Origin of the sequence: Corynebacterium sp. H128 (assembly GCF_037482625.1) — a bacterium.
GTDB lineage: Bacteria > Actinomycetota > Actinomycetes > Mycobacteriales > Mycobacteriaceae > Corynebacterium.
Genome location: NZ_JBBHKW010000009.1, coordinates 88,316 through 106,249, shown reverse-complemented (window position 1 = coordinate 106,249; position 17,934 = coordinate 88,316). Strand labels below are relative to the sequence as shown.

Annotated in this window: 19 protein-coding genes and 1 tRNA gene; 12 read left to right on the top strand and 8 right to left on the bottom strand. The window is 57.9% G+C overall.

All coding sequences use genetic code 11. The annotated features are described in order from the left end of the window. The first annotated feature begins 57 nt into the window (after window positions 1–57). The 4 genes from WG915_RS09435 (at window position 58) to WG915_RS09420 (ending at window position 2,463) form a co-directional block, all read left to right on the top strand. Window positions 58–130, top strand: a tRNA-Ala gene (locus WG915_RS09435). 150 nt (window positions 131–280) lie between these two features. Next, on the top strand, window positions 281–1,750 hold the full coding sequence (locus tag WG915_RS09430) for an NAD-dependent succinate-semialdehyde dehydrogenase (RefSeq protein ID WP_339565124.1): 1,470 nt from the start codon (window positions 281–283) through the stop codon (window positions 1,748–1,750). Further along, complete coding sequence (locus WG915_RS09425; protein ID WP_339565123.1) at window positions 1,747–2,199, top strand: hypothetical protein; 453 nt, start codon at window positions 1,747–1,749, stop codon at window positions 2,197–2,199. The genes WG915_RS09430 and WG915_RS09425 overlap by 4 nt, the downstream gene beginning before the upstream one ends. Before the next feature lie 9 nt (window positions 2,200–2,208). Continuing rightward, on the top strand, window positions 2,209–2,463 hold the full coding sequence (locus WG915_RS09420; protein WP_339565122.1) for a CPBP family intramembrane glutamic endopeptidase: 255 nt from the start codon (window positions 2,209–2,211) through the stop codon (window positions 2,461–2,463). Window positions 2,464–2,574: 111 nt separating this feature from the next. Here WG915_RS09420 and WG915_RS09415 read toward each other — a convergent pair whose 3' ends face one another. From WG915_RS09415 to WG915_RS09395, 5 genes are all read right to left on the bottom strand, one after another. Continuing rightward, entirely contained in the window at window positions 2,575–5,127 is a 2,553-nt protein-coding gene (locus tag WG915_RS09415; protein WP_339565121.1) for an ABC transporter permease, read from the bottom strand. Between the two features lie 3 nt (window positions 5,128–5,130). Next, window positions 5,131–5,859, bottom strand: coding sequence for an ABC transporter ATP-binding protein (locus WG915_RS09410; RefSeq protein ID WP_339565120.1), 729 nt, complete (start codon window positions 5,857–5,859; stop codon window positions 5,131–5,133). A gap of 122 nt (window positions 5,860–5,981) precedes the next feature. Next, the gene (locus WG915_RS09405; protein WP_339565119.1) at window positions 5,982–8,543 is read right to left on the bottom strand and encodes an ABC transporter permease; all 2,562 of its coding nucleotides are present in this window, start codon (window positions 8,541–8,543) and stop codon (window positions 5,982–5,984) included. 4 nt (window positions 8,544–8,547) lie between these two features. Further along, entirely contained in the window at window positions 8,548–9,279 is a 732-nt protein-coding gene (locus WG915_RS09400; RefSeq protein WP_339565118.1) for an ABC transporter ATP-binding protein, read from the bottom strand. Window positions 9,280–9,364: 85 nt separating this feature from the next. Continuing rightward, entirely contained in the window at window positions 9,365–10,396 is a 1,032-nt protein-coding gene (locus tag WG915_RS09395; protein WP_339565117.1) for a pseudouridine synthase, read from the bottom strand. Here WG915_RS09395 and WG915_RS09390 point away from each other — a divergent pair. The 4 genes from WG915_RS09390 (at window position 10,332) to WG915_RS09375 (ending at window position 12,879) form a co-directional block, all read left to right on the top strand. Next, window positions 10,332–10,478, top strand: coding sequence for a hypothetical protein (locus WG915_RS09390; RefSeq protein WP_339565116.1), 147 nt, complete (start codon window positions 10,332–10,334; stop codon window positions 10,476–10,478). The genes WG915_RS09395 and WG915_RS09390 overlap by 65 nt on opposite strands. A gap of 230 nt (window positions 10,479–10,708) precedes the next feature. Beyond that, a complete protein-coding gene (locus WG915_RS09385; RefSeq protein ID WP_339565115.1) occupies window positions 10,709–11,611 on the top strand; it encodes a universal stress protein in 903 nt (300 codons plus the stop codon). Window positions 11,612–11,815: 204 nt separating this feature from the next. Next, the gene (locus tag WG915_RS09380) at window positions 11,816–12,070 is read left to right on the top strand and encodes a GlsB/YeaQ/YmgE family stress response membrane protein (RefSeq protein ID WP_339565114.1); all 255 of its coding nucleotides are present in this window, start codon (window positions 11,816–11,818) and stop codon (window positions 12,068–12,070) included. Window positions 12,071–12,231: 161 nt separating this feature from the next. Continuing rightward, a complete protein-coding gene (locus tag WG915_RS09375; protein WP_339565113.1) occupies window positions 12,232–12,879 on the top strand; it encodes a TetR/AcrR family transcriptional regulator in 648 nt (215 codons plus the stop codon). On the opposite strand, the gene yidC is transcribed toward WG915_RS09375, so the two are convergent. Then, complete coding sequence (yidC, locus tag WG915_RS09370) at window positions 12,867–14,018, bottom strand: membrane protein insertase YidC (RefSeq protein WP_339565112.1); 1,152 nt, start codon at window positions 14,016–14,018, stop codon at window positions 12,867–12,869. The genes WG915_RS09375 and yidC overlap by 13 nt on opposite strands. Window positions 14,019–14,133: 115 nt before the next feature. Here yidC and WG915_RS09365 point away from each other — a divergent pair, with 115 nt between their 5' ends. Further along, entirely contained in the window at window positions 14,134–14,946 is an 813-nt protein-coding gene (locus tag WG915_RS09365) for a class E sortase (RefSeq protein WP_339565111.1), read from the top strand. A gap of 3 nt (window positions 14,947–14,949) precedes the next feature. Then, window positions 14,950–15,102 (top strand): hypothetical protein, encoded by a 153-nt coding sequence (locus tag WG915_RS09360; protein ID WP_339565110.1) that lies wholly within the window; start codon window positions 14,950–14,952, stop codon window positions 15,100–15,102. A gap of 6 nt (window positions 15,103–15,108) precedes the next feature. On the opposite strand, the gene WG915_RS09355 is transcribed toward WG915_RS09360, so the two are convergent. Continuing rightward, window positions 15,109–15,675, bottom strand: coding sequence for a DUF2020 domain-containing protein (locus tag WG915_RS09355; protein ID WP_339565109.1), 567 nt, complete (start codon window positions 15,673–15,675; stop codon window positions 15,109–15,111). A gap of 26 nt (window positions 15,676–15,701) precedes the next feature. On the opposite strand from WG915_RS09355, the gene WG915_RS09350 reads away from it, so the two are divergent. Beyond that, window positions 15,702–16,916, top strand: a complete 1,215-nt coding sequence (locus WG915_RS09350) for a sensor histidine kinase (protein ID WP_339565129.1) — start codon at window positions 15,702–15,704, stop codon at window positions 16,914–16,916. Further along, window positions 16,913–17,551, top strand: a complete 639-nt coding sequence (locus tag WG915_RS09345) for a response regulator transcription factor (RefSeq protein ID WP_339565108.1) — start codon at window positions 16,913–16,915, stop codon at window positions 17,549–17,551. Before WG915_RS09350 ends, WG915_RS09345 begins: the two co-directional genes overlap by 4 nt. 3 nt (window positions 17,552–17,554) lie before the next feature. Here the strand turns inward: WG915_RS09345 and WG915_RS09340 are convergent, their stop codons facing one another. After that, complete coding sequence (locus tag WG915_RS09340) at window positions 17,555–17,875, bottom strand: histone-like nucleoid-structuring protein Lsr2 (RefSeq protein ID WP_339565107.1); 321 nt, start codon at window positions 17,873–17,875, stop codon at window positions 17,555–17,557. Between the last annotated feature and the right edge of the window lie 59 nt (window positions 17,876–17,934).

The window sequence follows — 17,934 nt, the reverse complement described above, 5'->3', positions numbered from 1 at the left end:
GTTGAGCACGTCGCATGCCCCGGTTGTGGGGTGTGGGGCGTGTTTTTCGTGTGTTTTGGGGTATTAGCTCAATTGGTAGAGCACCTGCTTTGCAAGCAGGAGGTCAGGAGTTCGATTCTCCTATACTACACAAAAACTGAAGAGCCGCTTAAGGGCGGGAGTGGCAACGTCGCTCCCGCCCTTAGTCATTTGGCCCTCTTTGCAGGTGCATCACCAGTGTCATACCTAGCCAGGTATCTTTGGGACCAGGATCAGCATTCACAACGAGAGGACGTTTTTCATGACTGTGGACATCAAGGTTCTTGTTGCTCAAGTCCCCACCGGAATGCTTATTGATGGCGCCTGGGTCGATGCCGAGGCTAATGAAACCTATGAAGTAGTTAATCCGGCAACCGAAGAGGTAATCGCATGCCTGCAGTCTGCCGGAGAGATAGATGCGAAAAGAGCACTCGACGCTGCCTGTGGAGCCCAGCAGGATTGGGCTAAAACCTCTCCGCGCGAAAGATCTGAGTTGCTGCGCAGTGCCTTCGAATTGCTTAAGGAGCGCGAAGAAGAGTTCGCTAGCCTCATGAGCCTAGAGATGGGCAAGCCGCTGGCCGAGGCTCGCGGCGAGGTCACTTATGGTGCTGAATATTTGCGTTGGTTCGCCGAGGAGGCCGTGCGCCTCTATGGTCGCACCCACACCTCCCCTGAATCTGGCTTTCCAATTCTTACCCGTCGCAAACCAGTCGGGCCCTGTTTTCTCATCACGCCGTGGAACTTCCCCCTTGCGATGGCCACCCGCAAAGTAGCGCCAGCGCTGGCGGCAGGGTGCACCGTGGTGCTCAAGTCTGCACGCCTAACTCCGCTCACCGCACAGTACTTTGGCCAGACGATGCTGGATGCGGGACTACCGAAGGGCGTACTCAATATAGTTTCTGGAAAGTCTGCCAGCACCATCAGCGCAGCGATCCTTGCGGATCCGCGCCTGCGCAAGGTGTCTTTTACCGGATCAACAGCTGTCGGAAAGAAGCTACTGGAGCAAGCTGCTGGCAACGTGCTTCGAACGTCAATGGAGCTCGGAGGGAATGCGCCTTTCATCGTCTTTGAGGATGCCGATTTAGAAAAGGCAGTTGAAGGCGCGATGGGTGCCAAGATGCGCAACATGGGCGAGGCATGCACCGCCGCGAACCGCTTCCTAGTGCACAGCTCTGTCGTGGAGGAGTTCTCCGCAAAGTTCGCTGCAGCAATTGGCTCCTTAAAGGTCGGTAACGGCTTGGATAGCGAGGTGACTTGCGGCCCTTTGATTGAGCAGGATGCGGTGGACCATGCCGCGGAGATTGTCGCCGATGCAACAGCACGTGGTGCTCAAGTGATTGTAGGCGGTTCAGTAGTTGAAGGACCTGGCTATTTCTTCGAACCGACGGTGCTGTCGAACGTGCCGCGCGATGCGCGCGCCTTTAGGGAAGAAATTTTCGGCCCCGTCGCGCCAATCTTCACCTTCGACACTGAAACAGAGGCAATCGAACTGGCTAATGACACCGAATACGGCTTGGCTTCGTATGTGTTCACCAAAGATGCTGACCGGTTGTGGCGAATGAGCGATGCCTTGGAATTCGGTCTGGTGGGCTTCAATTCAGGCGTAATTTCCAACGCAGCCGCGCCATTTGGTGGCGTGAAACAGTCTGGAATGGGCCGGGAGGGCGGTGCCGAAGGCATTGAGGAGTACACCTCCGTGCAATACATCGGCATGCACAATCCGTACGAGTGAAAGCTGTGCCAAAAGTTTGGGGGCCGGCGCTTAAGGCCATTTTGACTTTCGGAGCCATCACGGTACTTACGATGGCCTCCTTTGGTGTGGCAGCGTGGGCGCTGGACCTTGGCTGGAACGTTGTTGTTCCAGGGCTTGCCGTCTCAGCTGCGCTGGCCTACACAGTGAGTTTGTTAGCACTGTTTCGGCTCGCACGCAGCGAAGGCGTGACTGCGCTAAACCTCGGACTGGTGGCTCCCGGTAGAAAGATGTGGCACCTGTTGTGGCAGATACCGGTAGTTGTTTTCTCTGCGGCGCTGGTCCAGGGTGGGTGCTTGGCAGTATTCAATTTCATTACCGGCATGAAAGCGGATACCACGAATGATCCTGCAGCTTATGACGACTGGGCGTCCTCGGAGTCGGCGCCGCAGGCGGCTATTCTGTGCCTGTTGCTGTTCTACACCGTTTAGGTTCCTATCGTGGAAGAGCTGTGGTTCCGTGGACTGGTGTTGCATTACTTCCGCCGTCGTTATCGCGTGCTCGCAGCGGTGGCGCGGGTGGGGTTGCTCTTTGCCTTGATCCATTTTGCGTTCCCAGTTTTCCCGTTCCAATTTACGATTGGTGTGTTTTTCGGGGCGCTGCGTTTGTGGCACAAGAATCTGTGGGCACCTATCATCGCCCACGGCGTAAATAATCTCATTGCTTCGAGCGTCATCGTTGGAGCGTTGTTCTAGGCCCTGCACTGAAGAAATAGAGGAGCCCAACTGCCGGCCGCATGAGGCGGGGCGCCGTGCCGAGGGGCCGGTGGGAAATAACCGCCACCGGCCCCAGGTTCCTAGTAGGAGCTATTCTGCAATAGCCTCCAGGGGTTGAGTACGGGCTGCACCCCGCGCTGGGAGCAGTGCGGCAATCAACCCAACTATCCCAGAGGCGAGGACCACAACCCCAACTTGCAGCCATGGGACACTGATCGTGGTGAGGCCGAGCTCGGAGAGGCACTTGATGAATGCCCAACCGAGGCCCAAGCCAACTAGCGAGCCAATTACTGCGCCGTAGAGGGCAATCACTATAGCTTCCAGATGGATCATGCGGGAGACTTGGGATCTTTGCATGCCCACGGCGCGCAGCATACCGATCTCTCGGCGGCGCTCAGATACCGAGAGCGCCAAGGTGTTCATGATGCCGAGCACCGCGATGATCACAGAGAGCGCGAGCAGTGCATAGAGCACGTTGAGCATCATGGTGATCTGTTGCCCGACGGCGCCCTTCAGATCTTCGCGGTCCTGCACTTCCGCGATCAAATCATCAGCGGTCGCGTTTTCCAGGTCGGTGCGCATCTTGGCTAGGTCTGCGCCTTCTTTGGCATCGATCATGACGTTGAGCAGCTGCAGTTGCTGTTCTGGAACGATCTTCAGCACGCTCTGCTTTGAGACCACGCCCGTGCCGATCGACATGTTCGGCTTGAAGATGCCTGTCACCGGAACATCGACCTCCTCGCCAGTGAAGGAGAAAATCTTCAGGTTATCGCCCACTGCAACCTTGTGATCTCGTGCTGCGTTTTCGTCTACGACGATGCCGTCGCGCGCACTAAGGTCGGCGCTTCCCGACGTCATTTCTATATTCATCGATGTTGAAAGATCGCCATCGATCGCGCCGTAAAAGTCCGCCATCATCGGGTTATCTGGCGCGGCACCGAGTGCGATCGGCGCGACATACAGTGGGGTGGCTAACTCGACGCCTTCTACCTTGCGCACGTTGTCCACTACGGATTGCGGCAGTGACATCGGTAGGTTTTGTGGCTTCTTGACCACGTAGTCGGCACTGAAGGAGCTATCAACCAGGTCATTGACGTTCTCCTTCATCGTCGCTCCCATCATGCCGATGGAAGATACCAGCATCAGGCCTAGCATCAGCGCGAATGCGGTGGCGGCAGTACGACGGGGGTTACGGCGCGAGTTGGTAGCCGCCAGCTTGCCGACGTTACCGAATGGCACTCCCACGAGTCGACCAATAGATCCCACAAACGGAATCGAGAGGGCGGGACCTGCGAGCCATAGTCCGAGGATCAGCGCAAACGCACCGACGCCGACGGTGATGGCGCGCGGCTGGGTGCCACCAATGCTCTCAAAGGACGCGCCGACAACTGCGGCGATGGTACCCGCAGCCATGAGCAGGACACCCACCGCAGTGCGAACCTTTAGAGAATCCGCGGAGGTCTGATCGCCCGAGCGCATCGCCTGTACTGGGTGGACTCGCCCGGCTCGTCGGGCTGGGGCCCACGCTGAGAACACTGTGACTACGATGCCCACGACGAGTGGCGCAGCGATCGAGGCAGTGTCCAGCGACAGTCCAGCATCCGGCATGCCGACGCCCTGTGCTTCCATCATTGCGTAGATTGCCTTCACGATTCCTATGCCAGCAAAAATGCCAAGAATCGATCCGACGATGCCGACCACAATTGCCTCGAACACCACTGTGCGAGTGATCTGGCTACGTGCGGCGCCGAGGCTGCGCAGCAGGGCGAACTCGCGGAGGCGCTGGTTGATGATCATGCTGAAGGTGTTGGAGATGATGAAGGATCCTACGAGCAGCGCGATAGCAGCGAATGCCCAGAGGAAGTAGTTCATGAAGGCCAGCGAGTCCTTGATTGACTTGTTCATTTCGTCGGCAAGCTGTTTGCCGGTCTCGAACTTCAGCTCTGGGTATTGTGCTTCGAGGTCAGCCTGGGCAGCGGGCACGTCGCCCTTGATATCGATCGGAATGTTGGCGACGTGTTCGCCATCGGTGAAGTTGGCCAGGTACTCGGCTTCTGGGATGAGGAGGCCGATGAATCCGCCGACTGCCATCTCAGTTTCGTACAGGCCGACGATGTGGAAAGTACTGCGGTTGGTGGCGGAGACCATCGTGACCTCATCACCGATTTTGATGCCAGCTTTGTCAGCAGCAGTGATGTTGATCGCTGCCTGGCCGGACTCGGTTGGCAAGGACCCCTCTTTCAGCGTTGCTACGTTGCCGACTGCTTTCCCGTCAGCTGCCTGTGGCAACGCAATGGAAGGCGCGCCACCAGTTTGTATCATTTTCTTGTCAGGACCTGCGACAACGATCATCGGATTCTGCGCGCCTACCTCGGCGGCAACTACCTGCTGATTTTTGCGAATTTCTTCCAGAACAGACATCGGAATGCCCGCAGAAGCTTGTTCCTTCGGCGATGCTTGCAGGTCGATGGATCCGTAGGATGACTTTGAGATTTCCTCAAAACTATTGGACATGCTGGCGGAGAGCATATTGGAGCCCGCGATGAAAGCGGTGCCGAGCACTACGGCCAGCAACGTCAGCGCAAGTCGGAGTTTGTGCGCACCGAGGTTGCGCAGCGAGATTGTGCGCATTGCGTTGTTCATGGCTTAGAGGCCTTCCATGTTGCCCATGACCTGGAGAATATCCTCGGTCGTAGGGTGGTTCAGTTCCTGGACGAGCTTGCCGTCTGCCAGGAAAATCACGCGATCCGCATAGGAGGCAGCCTTGGCATCGTGAGTCACAATCACAACGGTCTGGCCCATGTCATCCACCGCAGCGCGCAGGATGTCCAGGACTTCTTTTGACGCATTCGAGTCCAGATTTCCGGTCGGTTCGTCGCCAAAGATCAGATCGGGGCGCGAAATCAGGGCGCGGGCGATGGCGACTCGCTGCTGCTGTCCACCAGAAAGCTCGGCAGGGCGGTGCTTCAAACGCTCCACCAAGCCGAGCCGATGTGTCACTTCCTCGAACCACGATGGGTCTGCGGTTCTGCCCGCAATACTGAGCGGGAGAGTGATGTTCTCCTCTGCGTTCAAGGTGGGCACGAGGTTGAAGTACTGGAAGACAAACCCGAGGCGATCGCGGCGCAGCCGAGTCAGCTCTTTGTCTTTGAGAGTGGCCAGGTCGGTCTCTCCGATGAGCGCCTGGCCTGATGTCATGGCGTCTAACCCCGCCATGCAATGCATCAGTGTTGATTTTCCGGAACCCGAAGGTCCCATGATGGCGGTGAATTGTCCTTGGGCGAACTCCACGGATACGTTGTCGAGGGCGTGTACAACGTTCGTCCCGGCGCCGTATTCCTTAACGAGGTTCACTGCTCGTGCTGCTACCTGCATGGTTACTCCTTGATTGACTTTTGCTGTGATCAATCTCAGTATCGCCCTGCGCAGCACATTAAGCAGTGCCTAGCAATAAAGATCAGTGGTAAATCAGGGGGAACCCTGACTTTTGGATAGCGCTAATCAGTAATCGCCTCCAACGGCCGCGTCGCAGCAGCCTTGTGTGCTGGCCACACGGCTGCGATGATCCCCACGACGATGGAGGCCAGCAGCATGTACGCCACCTGATCCCATGGCACGATTGCCCCAGACATGCCCTTGCCGCTGAGCACATTGATGAATGCCCAGCCGAGGCCCAACCCGATGACGGCACCGAGAAGCGCCCCATAAAACGCGATGACGGCGGACTCGATGTAAATCATGCGCCGGATCTGTCCGCGCTGCGTACCGACGGCGCGTAGCATGCCCACCTCTTGACGTCGTTCGATCACCGATAGCGCCAAAGTGTTCACGATGCCAAGGATGGCAACGATCACGGAGAGACCCAGCAGACCGTACAGAATGTTCAGCATCTGGGTGATGACGTTGGTGGTCTCACCGATGAACTCATTCTTATCCTTGACCGCAACCACTAGGAATTCTGCGGTGGCGTCGATCAGCTTGGTGCGCATCTCGGGGGTTTGCCCCTCCGCCGAGTTGACGAAGATGCTGTCGATTTGGATCGTTTGGGCGTCGGCAAGTTGGGTGGCGGTGGTGAACGAGGCCATCGCGCGCCCGAGGGTGGCGTTTTGTTCGTACACTCCCTTGACCGGTGCCTTCGCCTCCCCGCCGGCGAGAGACTTCAGGGTGACCTCATCGCCCACCTTGAGGCCGAAACTATTGGCGGTGGACTCGGCGATGAGAACGCCCGGTTCGTTCTCTGGAAGCTCCAGGGATCCGGAAATGGGGTTCGCTTTGATTGCCTTGGTGACGTCGCCACGCAGTACCTTCATATGCGGCTGCCCCATGGAGTCGCTCATGACCTGGCCATTGAGCAGGAGCGGGGCGGTGTACGTAGTGGTGACGGAGTCTACGCCTTCAACACCCGCAACCTTCTCCGGGACTTCCTTAGGCACACCGAGAGCGGAGCCTGCGGAGCCGGAAAGTACGTAGTCGGCGTTGATGGAATCATCAATCATGTCCGACATGGAGTCGCGCATCGTTGCACCGAGCATGCCGATGGAGGACACCATCATCAGCCCCAAGGTCAGCGCGAAAGCGGTGGCCGCGGTACGTCGTGGGTTGCGCCGCGAGTTGGTGGCGGCAAGCTTGCCGACAGCGCCAAAGGGCTTGCCGACGACCCGTCCTAAGCCACCCACCAGTGGCCCTGCGAACGCCGGGCCAGCCAGCCACAGGCCAACGATGAGGAGCACTGCACCCGCGCCGATCGTGCCGGCCCGCAGCCCAACTCCACCCATGGTGTCCACGAGAGTGCCGATCAAGGTCACCATGACGCCCAACACAATGAGTATGGAACCGCCGAGTGAACGGCCAGCCAGTGAGTTGTTGCTCGACTGATCGCCGGCGCGCATCGCCTGGACAGGGTGCGTGGCGCCCGCGCGTTTCGCGGGTGCCCATGCGGACAGCACGGTAATCAGCACGCCGACGATGAGCGGCACGAGGATGGATTTGGTATCAAGACCGAGTCCGCCATCGGGCAGCTTCATGCCGCTGGCGTTCATGAGGGCGAACAGCCCCTTGACGATGCCCATGCCGGCGAAAATGCCGATCACCGAACCAATCAGGCCCACCACGACGGCCTCGAAAACAACCGAGCTGGTGATCTGCTTCCGGGCTGCGCCCACGGCGCGCAACAGTGCGAGCTCCCGCCCACGCTGGGCCACGATCATGGCGAAGGTATTGGAGATAATGAATGTGCCTACGAGCAGCGCGATACCAGCAAAGGCCCACAGGATGTAGTTGATGAAGGACAGTCCTTCTTTAACCGCCTTAGTGGTTTGCTCCACCAAGGCTTGGCCGGTGTTGAAAGTAGAACCTGGATACTCGGTTGCGAGCTGATCGCGGACGACGTTCGCATCCACACCGTCTTTCAGCGCGATGGTAACCATTTGGGCGTGGGTGCCATCAGTGAAGTGCTTGAGGAAGTCTGGCTCGGTGAAGGCAACCCCCACCTGTGAATCGTTGACGGCAGCAGAGTCAAAGATGCCGGTGATGGTCATCTCGTTCTTGCCGATCGGGGTGACGACTGTAGTTTTGTCGCCAATCTTGAGGTTGCCCTTCGACATTGCGCCGCGGTTCAGAGCAACCTCATTTTCGGTTGCCGGCTTCGTGCCTTCAGCGAGCGAGGCTCCGGTGGCGAAGTCCTGGCCAGGAGCAAGAGCGAAGGCCTGGGCTGCGGAGGCGCCTGTCTGGAGCGGTTTGCCGTCGGAGCCGGTGAGCACAACGGCGGACTGCTGCGCGGAAATATCGACGGTAGCGGTGTCCTCGCGGCCACGGATCGCGGTAACATCCGCGATCGACATGCCAAGTGGGGCATCTTTGCCGGGCATGATCACTACATCGACGTCATCAAACGCGGTGCTGAGCAGTTCGTCCATGCTACTTTGCAGGCTCGTGGTCATCATCGAGGAACCGGCGATGAAGGCGGTGCCGAGTACCACCGAGAGGATGGTGAGGAAGAGCCGAACCTTATGGGCTGCGATGTTGCGCAGAGAAATGGTGCGCATTGCGTTTTTGGCCATGCGACTAGTTGTCCTCGATTCGGGCCATCACACCGAGGATGGATTCGGTTGTGGGGTCCTGCAATTCTTCGACGAGTTTGCCGTCAGCAAGGAACACCACGCGATCCGCGTAGGAAGCAGCCTTGGGGTCGTGCGTAACGATCACCACGGTCTGCCCGAGCTCGGTGACCGAAGTGCGCAGGATATCGAGGACTTCGGCAGAGGAATTGGAATCCAGGTTGCCGGTGGGTTCGTCACCAAAAATGATGTCTGGGCGAGAAATGAGTGCGCGTGCCACGGCGACGCGCTGTTGCTGGCCACCGGACAGCTCGGCCGGACGGTGGTTCAAACGGGCAGTCAGTCCCAGTCGGCTGGTGACCTCCTCGAACCATTCCTCATCGACCTTTCGGCCTGCGATATCCACTGGCAAAGTGATGTTTTCCCGCGCGTTTAGCGTGGGTACGAGGTTGAAGGACTGGAAGACGAAGCCCAAGCGGTCACGTCGAAGCGCGGTCAGCTCTTTGTCCTTCATTTTGGAGAGCTCGGTATCGCCGATGAAAGTCAGGCCGGCGGAAGGGGCATCCAGGCCCGCCATGCAGTGCATGAGGGTGGACTTGCCGGAACCTGATGGGCCCATGATGGCGGTGAACTTACCCTTCTCAAACGTGATGGTTACGCCATCGAGTGCACGCACGGTGGCTTCGCCGGAACCGTACTGTTTGATCAGGTCTACCGCATTGGCGGCAACTTCAGCCATGGATGGGTCCTTTACTTATCTCGCCGATTAGGAACATACGTCACTCTAGTTAACTACAGACTGCTTAGCAGAGTTCCCCTAACCGCTACAACTGTGAGATGAACTGCCGTGGCTCCCCACTCAAGGGGTCCGTGAAACTCAAGCGCCTGGAAAGTAGGTGCATTGGTACACCGAAGTCTTCTGCGTCGACGGGGAGGACATCAGGGTAGATTGGGTCGCCCAGGATTGGGGATCCCGCCAAGAACATGTGTAGCCGGAGCTGGTGCGTGCGGCCGGTGAGGGGATGGAGTTCATAACGCGTGAGCGGCTCTTGGTGGCCGTGTGCGGCCTCCAGTTGGGCGTGCTCGGTGGCGTCGATAGGCGTAGTGGCATTGACTACCGTGCGTGCATTGACTGGCCCGGCGACGATCCTGGTTTTGAATTCGCCGCGCTCCTTTTCCATCCGGTGCTCCCACACTGTTCCGGGGGTGATCTCCGGGTTCGTGTGGGCAATCGCCTCGTACACCTTATCCACGGCGCGGGCCGCGAAGAGCTCCTGGTAGGCGCCGCGTATCTCCGGTTGCTTCGTCAGTACCAGCACGCCCGATGTCAGCCGGTCGAGGCGATGGGCGGGAGAAAGGTCTTGGTTGCCGGTCTGGCGACGCATCCGCACCAGCACCGACTCCGTGATGTGGCTGCCGCGCGGGAAGGTGGCCAAGAAGGGTGGCTTATCGACGACCAACAAGTGCGCATCCTCGTGGATGATCCCAATTTCATAGGGGACAGCGGGCTCGGGCGCGGGAATGCGATAAAACCAGATATCTACCCCGGCCTTCATGGCGTCCTCGGGTTGGAAGGGGATGCCACGCTGGTTGCGCACCTCGTTGTTGGCGAAGCGCTGCTGCAACGCGGCCTCATTATCCTCGGGATGTCGATGGCGCTGGGTGGAGATGAGAAATCGGAGGAACTCATAAGCGGTCATCTCGGGGGCATCGTCGGGAAAGCGGACGCGAGAAGGGTTGAGGCCGTCACGAACGGGCAGTGGTGGCCTGCGGTGTACTAGTCTGTTCCCCATGGATATCAATTCTCTCATGGCCCAGGCAGTCGAGTTCTTCAGCCACGGCATTGGCGAAATCATTGCGAATGTCATGCGCGTGTTTTATCAGGTGATGTACCCATCGAATGCTGGCGCCGCTCATCCAGTCGAGCTGCCAGCTTAAGACAAAGCTCAGTCGCCCCTGTGCTCGGGCCCGGAAGGGTCGGAGCTGCAGGGGCGTTTTGTTTCTGGGTGAAAAATTCAGTGGTGCTAACCACTGCCGAAACCGGTTCTTACGGCGTAGAATGAAGTTGAAAACAAAAACGACCCAGGACTGCGGGCACGATTATTGTTGGATTCGCGTCAGGGGTCGTGACACCAAGCGCGCAAGCGCCCTGAAGGAGAATCAGCAAAATGCCGAGAGAGAACATTGTCGTCGTTGCCGTCGATGGCTCCGATGCTTCCAAGGTTGCCGTTCGCTGGGCAGCGAACACGGCTATGAAGCGCGAAATTCCACTTCGACTGGCTTCTTCATACGCTATGCCGCAGTTTTTGTACGCAGAGGGCATGGTTCCGCCACAGGAAATCTACGATGACCTGCAGGCCGAAACCATGGAGAAGATCGAAGAGGCCCGAGCCATTGCACACGAGATGGCGCCGGACATCAAGATCGGTCACACCATCGCCGAGGGTAGCCCCATTGACCTGCTCTTAGATATGTCCAAGGACGTCACCATGATTGTCATGGGCTCCCGCGGGCTCGGCGGCCTTTCCGGCATGGTCATGGGTTCTGTCTCTGCCGCGGTGGTCAGCCACTCCGATTGCCCGGTTGTGGTTGTGCGTGAGGACAACACCGTGGACGAAAAGACTAAGTATGGCCCGATCGTCGTCGGTATTGATGGCTCCGCAGTATCGGAGAAGGCCACTCGCTACGCTTTTGCTGAGGCCTCGGCGCGCGGTGCTGAATTGCACGCTGTGCACACCTGGATGGATATGCAGGTGCAGGCTTCCCTTGCTGGTCTGGCAGCAGCGCAGCAGCAATGGCAGGTAGTGGAGGAGGAGCAACACGCACTGCTTTCGGAGCGCTTGGCCGGATACCAGTCTGAGTTCCCCGAGGTCGTGGTGAAAAAGATCGTGACTCGCGATCGCCCGGTTCGTGCATTGTGCGATGCCTCGGAAGGCGCGCAGCTGTTGGTCGTAGGCTCCCACGGTCGCGGTGGCTTTAAGGGAATGCTGCTCGGTTCCACTTCGCGTGCCCTGCTGCAGTCTGCTCCTTGCCCGATGATGGTTGTTCGCCCTACCAGCGAAGACGCCTAAGCGCGAAGCACGTTTCAGCAAGACCCGCCCTCCGGCTTAAATGTGGAAGGCGGGTCTTTTGTGGCCCAAAACTACGATTACGGCTCTATAACGGCATGGTGACGGATTGGGTAGCACTAGTGCTCAAATGTGGCTGTTTGGCCGGAAAGCGCATACCGTAGTGAATGTAAGTTGACGGTTAAACATTTTAAGGAGAATAAGACAATGGGTTTCATCGCATGGATCATCATCGGCGGCATCGCAGGCTGGATCGCATCTAAGATCATGGGCACCGATGCTCAGCAGGGCATCTTCCTTAACATCATCGTCGGCGTAATTGGCGGCTTGCTTGGTGGCTGGATGCTCGGCTTGTTCGGCATGTCTATGGAAGGCTCCGGGCTCATTATGAGCTTCCTGACCTGCTTGGTAGGTGCTTGTATCCTGCTGTTCTTGGTCGGACTGGTTACCAAGCGCAAGTAAGTTAGCGCTAAAGGTCTACATCTAGCTGGGTCCCCTTGTGGGGCCCAGCTTTTTGTGTCTTCGGGCTGCGTTATGTTAGCTAAGTGGACAGAACTTAAAACGAACCAGTCTGTTCGTATAAACTCGGCAGAGACGTAATCAGCAGAAAGGACTGTATAGCGATGGCGGCTGACTCACCTGCGCAGCAGGCAGCACCAAAATCAAAAGCATCCTCTCGGCGCAAGGGGCGTCCGAGCCCCCGGGAGCGTTTGCTCACCAGCGCCACTGAACTGTTCACCACCGAGGGCATCCGAGTGATCGGTATTGACCGAATCCTGCGGGAGGCGGACGTGGCTAAGGCGTCGCTCTACTCTCTGTTCGGTTCCAAGGATGCGCTGGTCGTAGCCTATGTGGAACAGCTTGATGCCGCATGGCGGGCAGAGTGGTCGGAGCGCACGGCGGGAATGTCCTCACCGAAAGACAAGATCCTGGCGTTTTTTGACCAATGCATTGAGGCGGAGCCAAAGCAGAACTTCCGTGGCTCGCACTTTCTCAACGCGGCCACTGAGTATCCACGTGCGGAGACGGACACCGAGAAGAAGATTGTGGCTGCAGCCATGGAACATCGCCGCTGGTGCCACGCCACGCTTTCGCAGCTACTGACTCAGCTCAACGGCTTTCCGGGCGATACATTAGCGGACCAGATCCTCATCTTCCTGGAGGGAGGCCTGGTGGGCAGTACGTTGACGCTCTCCGTGGAACCGCTGCGTACTGGCCGCAACCTCGCCGATGAGCTGATTTCTGCGCCACCGGCGGACTACTCCATCTGATCCTCGTCTGATTGATTCTTGGGAGCCTTGGCTCTTTTTGCCGCCAACCGCGCTTCTCGACGCTCCTTTGCCTGCTGACGTTGGGCCTTCCGGCGCAGCTCGGCGTTGTTCTTCTTTTCTGCATTGAGCGCGAGCTTTGCTTCGCGGCGCTCCGCTTTCGCGCCGATAATTGTCTTGTAGTGCTCGCCAATCTTGTGCGGCTGCAACAGCATCAGTGCGCGATGCTTGTTGATGAATCGCTTGTGTCGCTTCTTTTCCGCCTTCTTCACCTTGTATGCCGCCTTGGTTTCCTCCCGGTAGGCGAGGAACTCCGGTGTGAGGGGATTCTTGCGTTCTAGCAGGTAGGTCATGATGAAGAATTGGGACATGGTCCACAGGTTCCCGCCGAACCAATAGAGCATGATTGCAAGTGGAAGCGGGGCGGTGAAAGCTGAGCTCAACAGCATGATTGGGACGAGGACGACAAAAGCTCCCAGCATTTTGGTCAGCCAAACGCCAAAGGACTGGCTCCAATCCAAGGTGCGGTAACCACGCCAGGTGGAAAATGCCATGTTCACGCTGGTAAACAAACAAGTTGCGAGCACCAAGGGAGTAATAACTCCGACAGTCATCTCCTTTGTTGTCCCTAGCTCAGCAAGCTTCTCTGTTGACATCGCGATGTATGCCGGTAGCGGCACATCGAGGAAACGAACTTGCAGGAATTCGCTCACATCGGTTGGTGTTAAGAAGCCGATCGCGCGGTGCGCAGCGTCGAGGCCTTCCGCGGGGCGGGCCATGCGTAGGAGCACTTGGTACAGTCCGAGGAATACCGGGATCTGGATCAAGGCCGGCACACAACCAGCCATCGGGCTGTAGGAGTTCTCTTTGTGCAGGTCTTTGCGCTGCTGTTGGTGCCACGAGTAAGCATCTGCGTCGGTGCGGGACTCGTATTCCTCCTGCAATTCCCGGTACTTCGGGCGAAGGAGTTGTGCTACTCGCCCATTGTTCATCTGGATCCAGGTTGTTGGGGCGATGATGGAACGCACAGTGACAACCAAGGCGAAGATTGATAGAAGCCAGGACAAAGCCGGGTCGACACCAAGCAGTGAGTGCAGCAAGTAATGCCAAAACTTCATGATCGCCGAAACCGGGTAAATCATAAATTCGATCATGGGTGGGCTTTCACTAGGGGGATATTTCAACCGAATCAACTCTAGTGCACGAGCAAGGAAAGGAAATAGCCAACACAGATGCGAAGTGGATAGGATTGTCGGCATGAACGCAGCACGGCATTCGGGCAGCACAACGGCTACTTCTACGCAGCGGAAGGTTTCTGCCGTGCAAGTAGTCGGTGAGCTCTTCATCACCATCAGCCTGTTGCTGTTCTCCTTTGCCTTTTATGAGGCGTACTGGACGAATGTGGAAGCCGGCAAGAATCAAGACGCGGCAGCCCAACAGTTGGAATCAGAATGGAAAAAGAACCCGCGAGAAAAGAAAGTGCCGGAGCTGGGTGAAGCATTCGCCCGCATGTACATTCCGGCCTTCGGCTCGGATTTTCAATTCGCCATAGTTGAGGGCACTAGCGACGCAGATCTCCTCACTGGCCCCGGTCATTACGAGGAATCTCAGCTGCCTGGGGAGCCTGGGAACTTCGCCGTCGCGGGTCACCGCGTAGGCAAGGGAGCGCCGTTTAATGACCTCGGCCAGTTGCAGGAGTGCGACGCTATCGTCGTCGAGACGCGCACTGACTGGCACATCTATCGCGTCCTGCCGATTGATGCCAGCGGTGCTACGCGCCGGGCCGAAGCGGCCTCGTGTTTTGACCAGCAGCACGTCGCGGAGCTCAGCGAAGGCCGCTACCAGGGGGTTGCGGGTCGGCATATTACTGTTCCCGGCGACTATGCGGTGGTCCAACCGGTCCCTGGGCAGGACACGGCTGCATCGGCCCCTGGGGTGGGATCACTCATGACGATGACTACCTGTCACCCGCAGTTCTCCAACGCGGAGCGCATGATTGTCCATGCGATGCTCGTGCGTTCGGAGCCGAAGACCGGGGACAATCGTCCCGCAGAATTCAAGGAAGGCTAGCTCATGTATGGATACCTGTGGCGTCACCTGCCGGGGCCACTGCCGGTGAAAATATTGATCGCGGTGGCGATCGTGGTCGGCATCTTCTTCTTGCTGATGGAAGTGGTGTTTCCGCAGCTATCAGACTTGATGCCCTATCAAGAAGTAGCAGTGTAGTGGGTGCTACAGCCCGAGGTTCTTGATTACTTCTTTAGCAACCAATTCTGCTTTGAACGATTGATCCTGATTACTGATGGTCACCACTGCAGTATTGCCACGATAGACGGCATAGAGAGACCGGCCGGGGGAGCCCATCCTGCCGCCGGTCCAGCCCGCTGGTTCCTCAGCTGGTTCGGTGCTTGCGATGGGCGCGGCCCAATTCACTACCTCTTCAGCTTCCGCCTCGGTGGACATCCGGCGCACTAAAACGGTCAGTTGTGGCTCCTCAGCATAGGACCAAAAGACACAGGCTGGAGTATCAAAGCGTTCGTCAATGCCTGCTCCCAGTACGCGTTGCCCGTTGGTGTCTGCGACCCACTGGGAGTCAAGATAAGGGCATTCCTGAAGCTGCTGCCGGCCACCGATTACTTCGGGAAGGGCGCTGGGAGGCAGGCCCTGGTCGGAGCTCGCAAGCGGTGCGTCGCTTTGCGCCATAGGTGAATTCGCGATTTCACCCTTCCCGCCCTCGACATTGCCAGCGCAAGCGCTGAGAAAGGTGAGCATGACAAGACTGAACACGAGGCGCTTCATAGTGTTAAGCCTAAAGTAGTTAAGTGATGGATACGGAACTTATCCCTGAGGGCGGTATGCCTGGGGCGGAAACTTTAAGGCGCAGTGTCGACTTTGTGCTGGGCACCCTCCTGGTCATGGCTGGGGCAATCGTCATCACGGAGGGCTCCGAGCAGCCCTATCTCGTGCTGGGGTTACTCTTTGGCTTCGCTGCGCTCTACTATTGGGGATCCTTTTTCCTCGACCCTGCCGCTACCTGGTCCATATTCGTGTGGCTCCTGGTGCTCACACTGCTTTGGGTGGTGCTGTTGCCCATTGAGCCACTCGCTGTGTACCTGGTGTTCCCGATGTTCTTCCTCTACTTGAACGCCTTTCCCGACTATCGGGGTGTCACTGCGGTAGTGGGAGCCACTTTGGTGGCGATCTTCGCCCAGTGGCCGCTTCTCACCCCAGGCACGGTGGTGGGGCCGACGTTGGCTGCGCTGGTCACCATCGCAATTTTCTTCTCCTTTCGACGGATGTGGCTGGCCCACATGGAGCGGGAGCAGCTGTTCCGTGAGCTCTTGCAGACCCGGCATCAGCTGGCTGCCACGGAGCGCGAGGCTGGCATGGTCGCGGAACGTCAACGCATCGCACATGAGATTCATGACACCCTTGCCCAAGGCCTGTCGAGCATTCAAATGTTGCTCCATGTAGCGGAGCAGGAGGTGAACTCTGGGGCGAGTGGGAACGCCATCAGGCATATCGAATTGGCGCGTGGCACGGCAGCGGAGAATCTCTCTGAGGCGCGGGCCATGATCGCGGCGCTGCAACCAGCGAGCCTGACGGAAAGCTCCCTCGAGAACGCGCTGCAAAGAATTGCCGAGTCCTGCAGCATCCCCGAGGTAGCGGTCACTCTGGAGGGGGCGGTGCAGCCACTACCGATGCGGGTGGAGGCTACGCTGTTGCGGATCGCACAAGGAGCAATGGGGAACGTGGAAAAGCATTCTCAGGCAACGCGAGCGAAGCTGACGCTGACGTATGAGCCGGATGAAGTCCGCCTTGACGTAGTGGACCACGGGGTGGGTTTCGTGCCGGCAGACGTTGCGGCTCGCCCTGCCGGATTAGGGCATATTGGCCTCGATGCGATGCGCTCACGGGCCAAAGAAGTGGGCGGGACGCTATCGGTGGAATCCGAACCCGGACTTGGCACGGCGGTGAGTGTGGCGATTCCGATTCGCTCGGTAGACTCAAACAAGGCTGACTTGAAGGGATCCGAATGATTCGCATTTTGCTTGCCGACGACCATGAGATCGTCCGCCTAGGCCTGCGTGCCGTACTCGAGGCCGAACCTGACATCACCATCGTTGGGGAAGCTGCAACCGCTGATGATGCCATTGCCGCTGCTCAGGCAGGGGGGATTGACCTGATTTTGATGGACTTGCGCTTCGGTGCCGGGGAAACAGGGCGAAAAGTGGCTACCGGTGCGGACGCGACGGCGGAGATTCGTCGGACGGTGCCAAACCCACCCCATGTGCTGATGGTGACGAACTATGACACCGATGCTGACATTCTCGGCGCGATTGAGGCTGGCGCTGTGGGCTATCTGCTGAAAGACGCCCCACCGAAAGAACTGATTGCGGCGGTTCGCTCTGCGTCCTGCGGTGATACTGCGATGTCGGCGGTGGTAGCGGATCGCCTGTTGATTCGCGAGGAGGCACCACAGGGCGCGCTCACGCCACGCGAGTTGCAGGTCCTCACGCTGGTCGCCGAGGGGCATTCCAACCGTGTCATCGGTTTTGACCTGGAGCTTTCGGAGGCAACGGTGAAGTCTCACCTAGTGCACATCTACGACAAGCTGGGGGTTCGCTCGCGGACCTCCGCTGTGGCAGCGGCCCGCGAACTGGGATATCTCTAGGTTTTAGTGCGCGGCGAGGTACTTCTCAATGATGTCATTGGCGAGCTTGCCGCGCGCCGCTACCTCAATGCCTTGGGACTGCGCCCACTCGCGAACCGCCTTGGGATCTGGATTGTTAGCGGTTTTGCGGGCCGTATTCGTGTCCTTTCGGGCGACCTCGATAAACGGTGCTAACGCTGCGTGGAAGGTCTTCGCATTCTGCTCCGAAAGATCCATAATGTAGCTATTACCGTTTACAGAAAACTTGATAACATTTACCTCGTCCTTGGTGAGAGGGGAGTTATCTAAATCATCAAAAAACTGAATTACTTCACGACGTGCCATGATGTTCTCCTTTAATGGTGGTAAATACGTTCCAATAATAAACCTAATTAAAGTATATT

Coding starts and splice junctions, on each gene's coding strand:
- WG915_RS09375 (WP_339565113.1), top strand. CDS start 12,232: ATGGCGGCTGACTCACCTGCGCAGCAGGCAGCACCAAAATCAAAAGCA.
- WG915_RS09415 (WP_339565121.1), bottom strand. CDS start 5,127: ATGAACAACGCAATGCGCACAATCTCGCTGCGCAACCTCGGTGCGCAC.
- WG915_RS09355 (WP_339565109.1), bottom strand. CDS start 15,675: ATGAAGCGCCTCGTGTTCAGTCTTGTCATGCTCACCTTTCTCAGCGCT.
- WG915_RS09350 (WP_339565129.1), top strand. CDS start 15,702: ATGGATACGGAACTTATCCCTGAGGGCGGTATGCCTGGGGCGGAAACT.
- WG915_RS09405 (WP_339565119.1), bottom strand. CDS start 8,543: ATGGCCAAAAACGCAATGCGCACCATTTCTCTGCGCAACATCGCAGCC.
- WG915_RS09380 (WP_339565114.1), top strand. CDS start 11,816: ATGGGTTTCATCGCATGGATCATCATCGGCGGCATCGCAGGCTGGATC.
- WG915_RS09410 (WP_339565120.1), bottom strand. CDS start 5,859: ATGCAGGTAGCAGCACGAGCAGTGAACCTCGTTAAGGAATACGGCGCC.
- WG915_RS09360 (WP_339565110.1), top strand. CDS start 14,950: ATGTATGGATACCTGTGGCGTCACCTGCCGGGGCCACTGCCGGTGAAA.
- WG915_RS09395 (WP_339565117.1), bottom strand. CDS start 10,396: ATGATTTCGCCAATGCCGTGGCTGAAGAACTCGACTGCCTGGGCCATG.
- yidC (WP_339565112.1), bottom strand. CDS start 14,018: ATGATTTACCCGGTTTCGGCGATCATGAAGTTTTGGCATTACTTGCTG.
- WG915_RS09400 (WP_339565118.1), bottom strand. CDS start 9,279: ATGGCTGAAGTTGCCGCCAATGCGGTAGACCTGATCAAACAGTACGGT.
- WG915_RS09365 (WP_339565111.1), top strand. CDS start 14,134: ATGAACGCAGCACGGCATTCGGGCAGCACAACGGCTACTTCTACGCAG.
- WG915_RS09385 (WP_339565115.1), top strand. CDS start 10,709: ATGCCGAGAGAGAACATTGTCGTCGTTGCCGTCGATGGCTCCGATGCT.
- WG915_RS09430 (WP_339565124.1), top strand. CDS start 281: ATGACTGTGGACATCAAGGTTCTTGTTGCTCAAGTCCCCACCGGAATG.
- WG915_RS09340 (WP_339565107.1), bottom strand. CDS start 17,875: ATGGCACGTCGTGAAGTAATTCAGTTTTTTGATGATTTAGATAACTCC.
- WG915_RS09345 (WP_339565108.1), top strand. CDS start 16,913: ATGATTCGCATTTTGCTTGCCGACGACCATGAGATCGTCCGCCTAGGC.
- WG915_RS09390 (WP_339565116.1), top strand. CDS start 10,332: ATGGATATCAATTCTCTCATGGCCCAGGCAGTCGAGTTCTTCAGCCAC.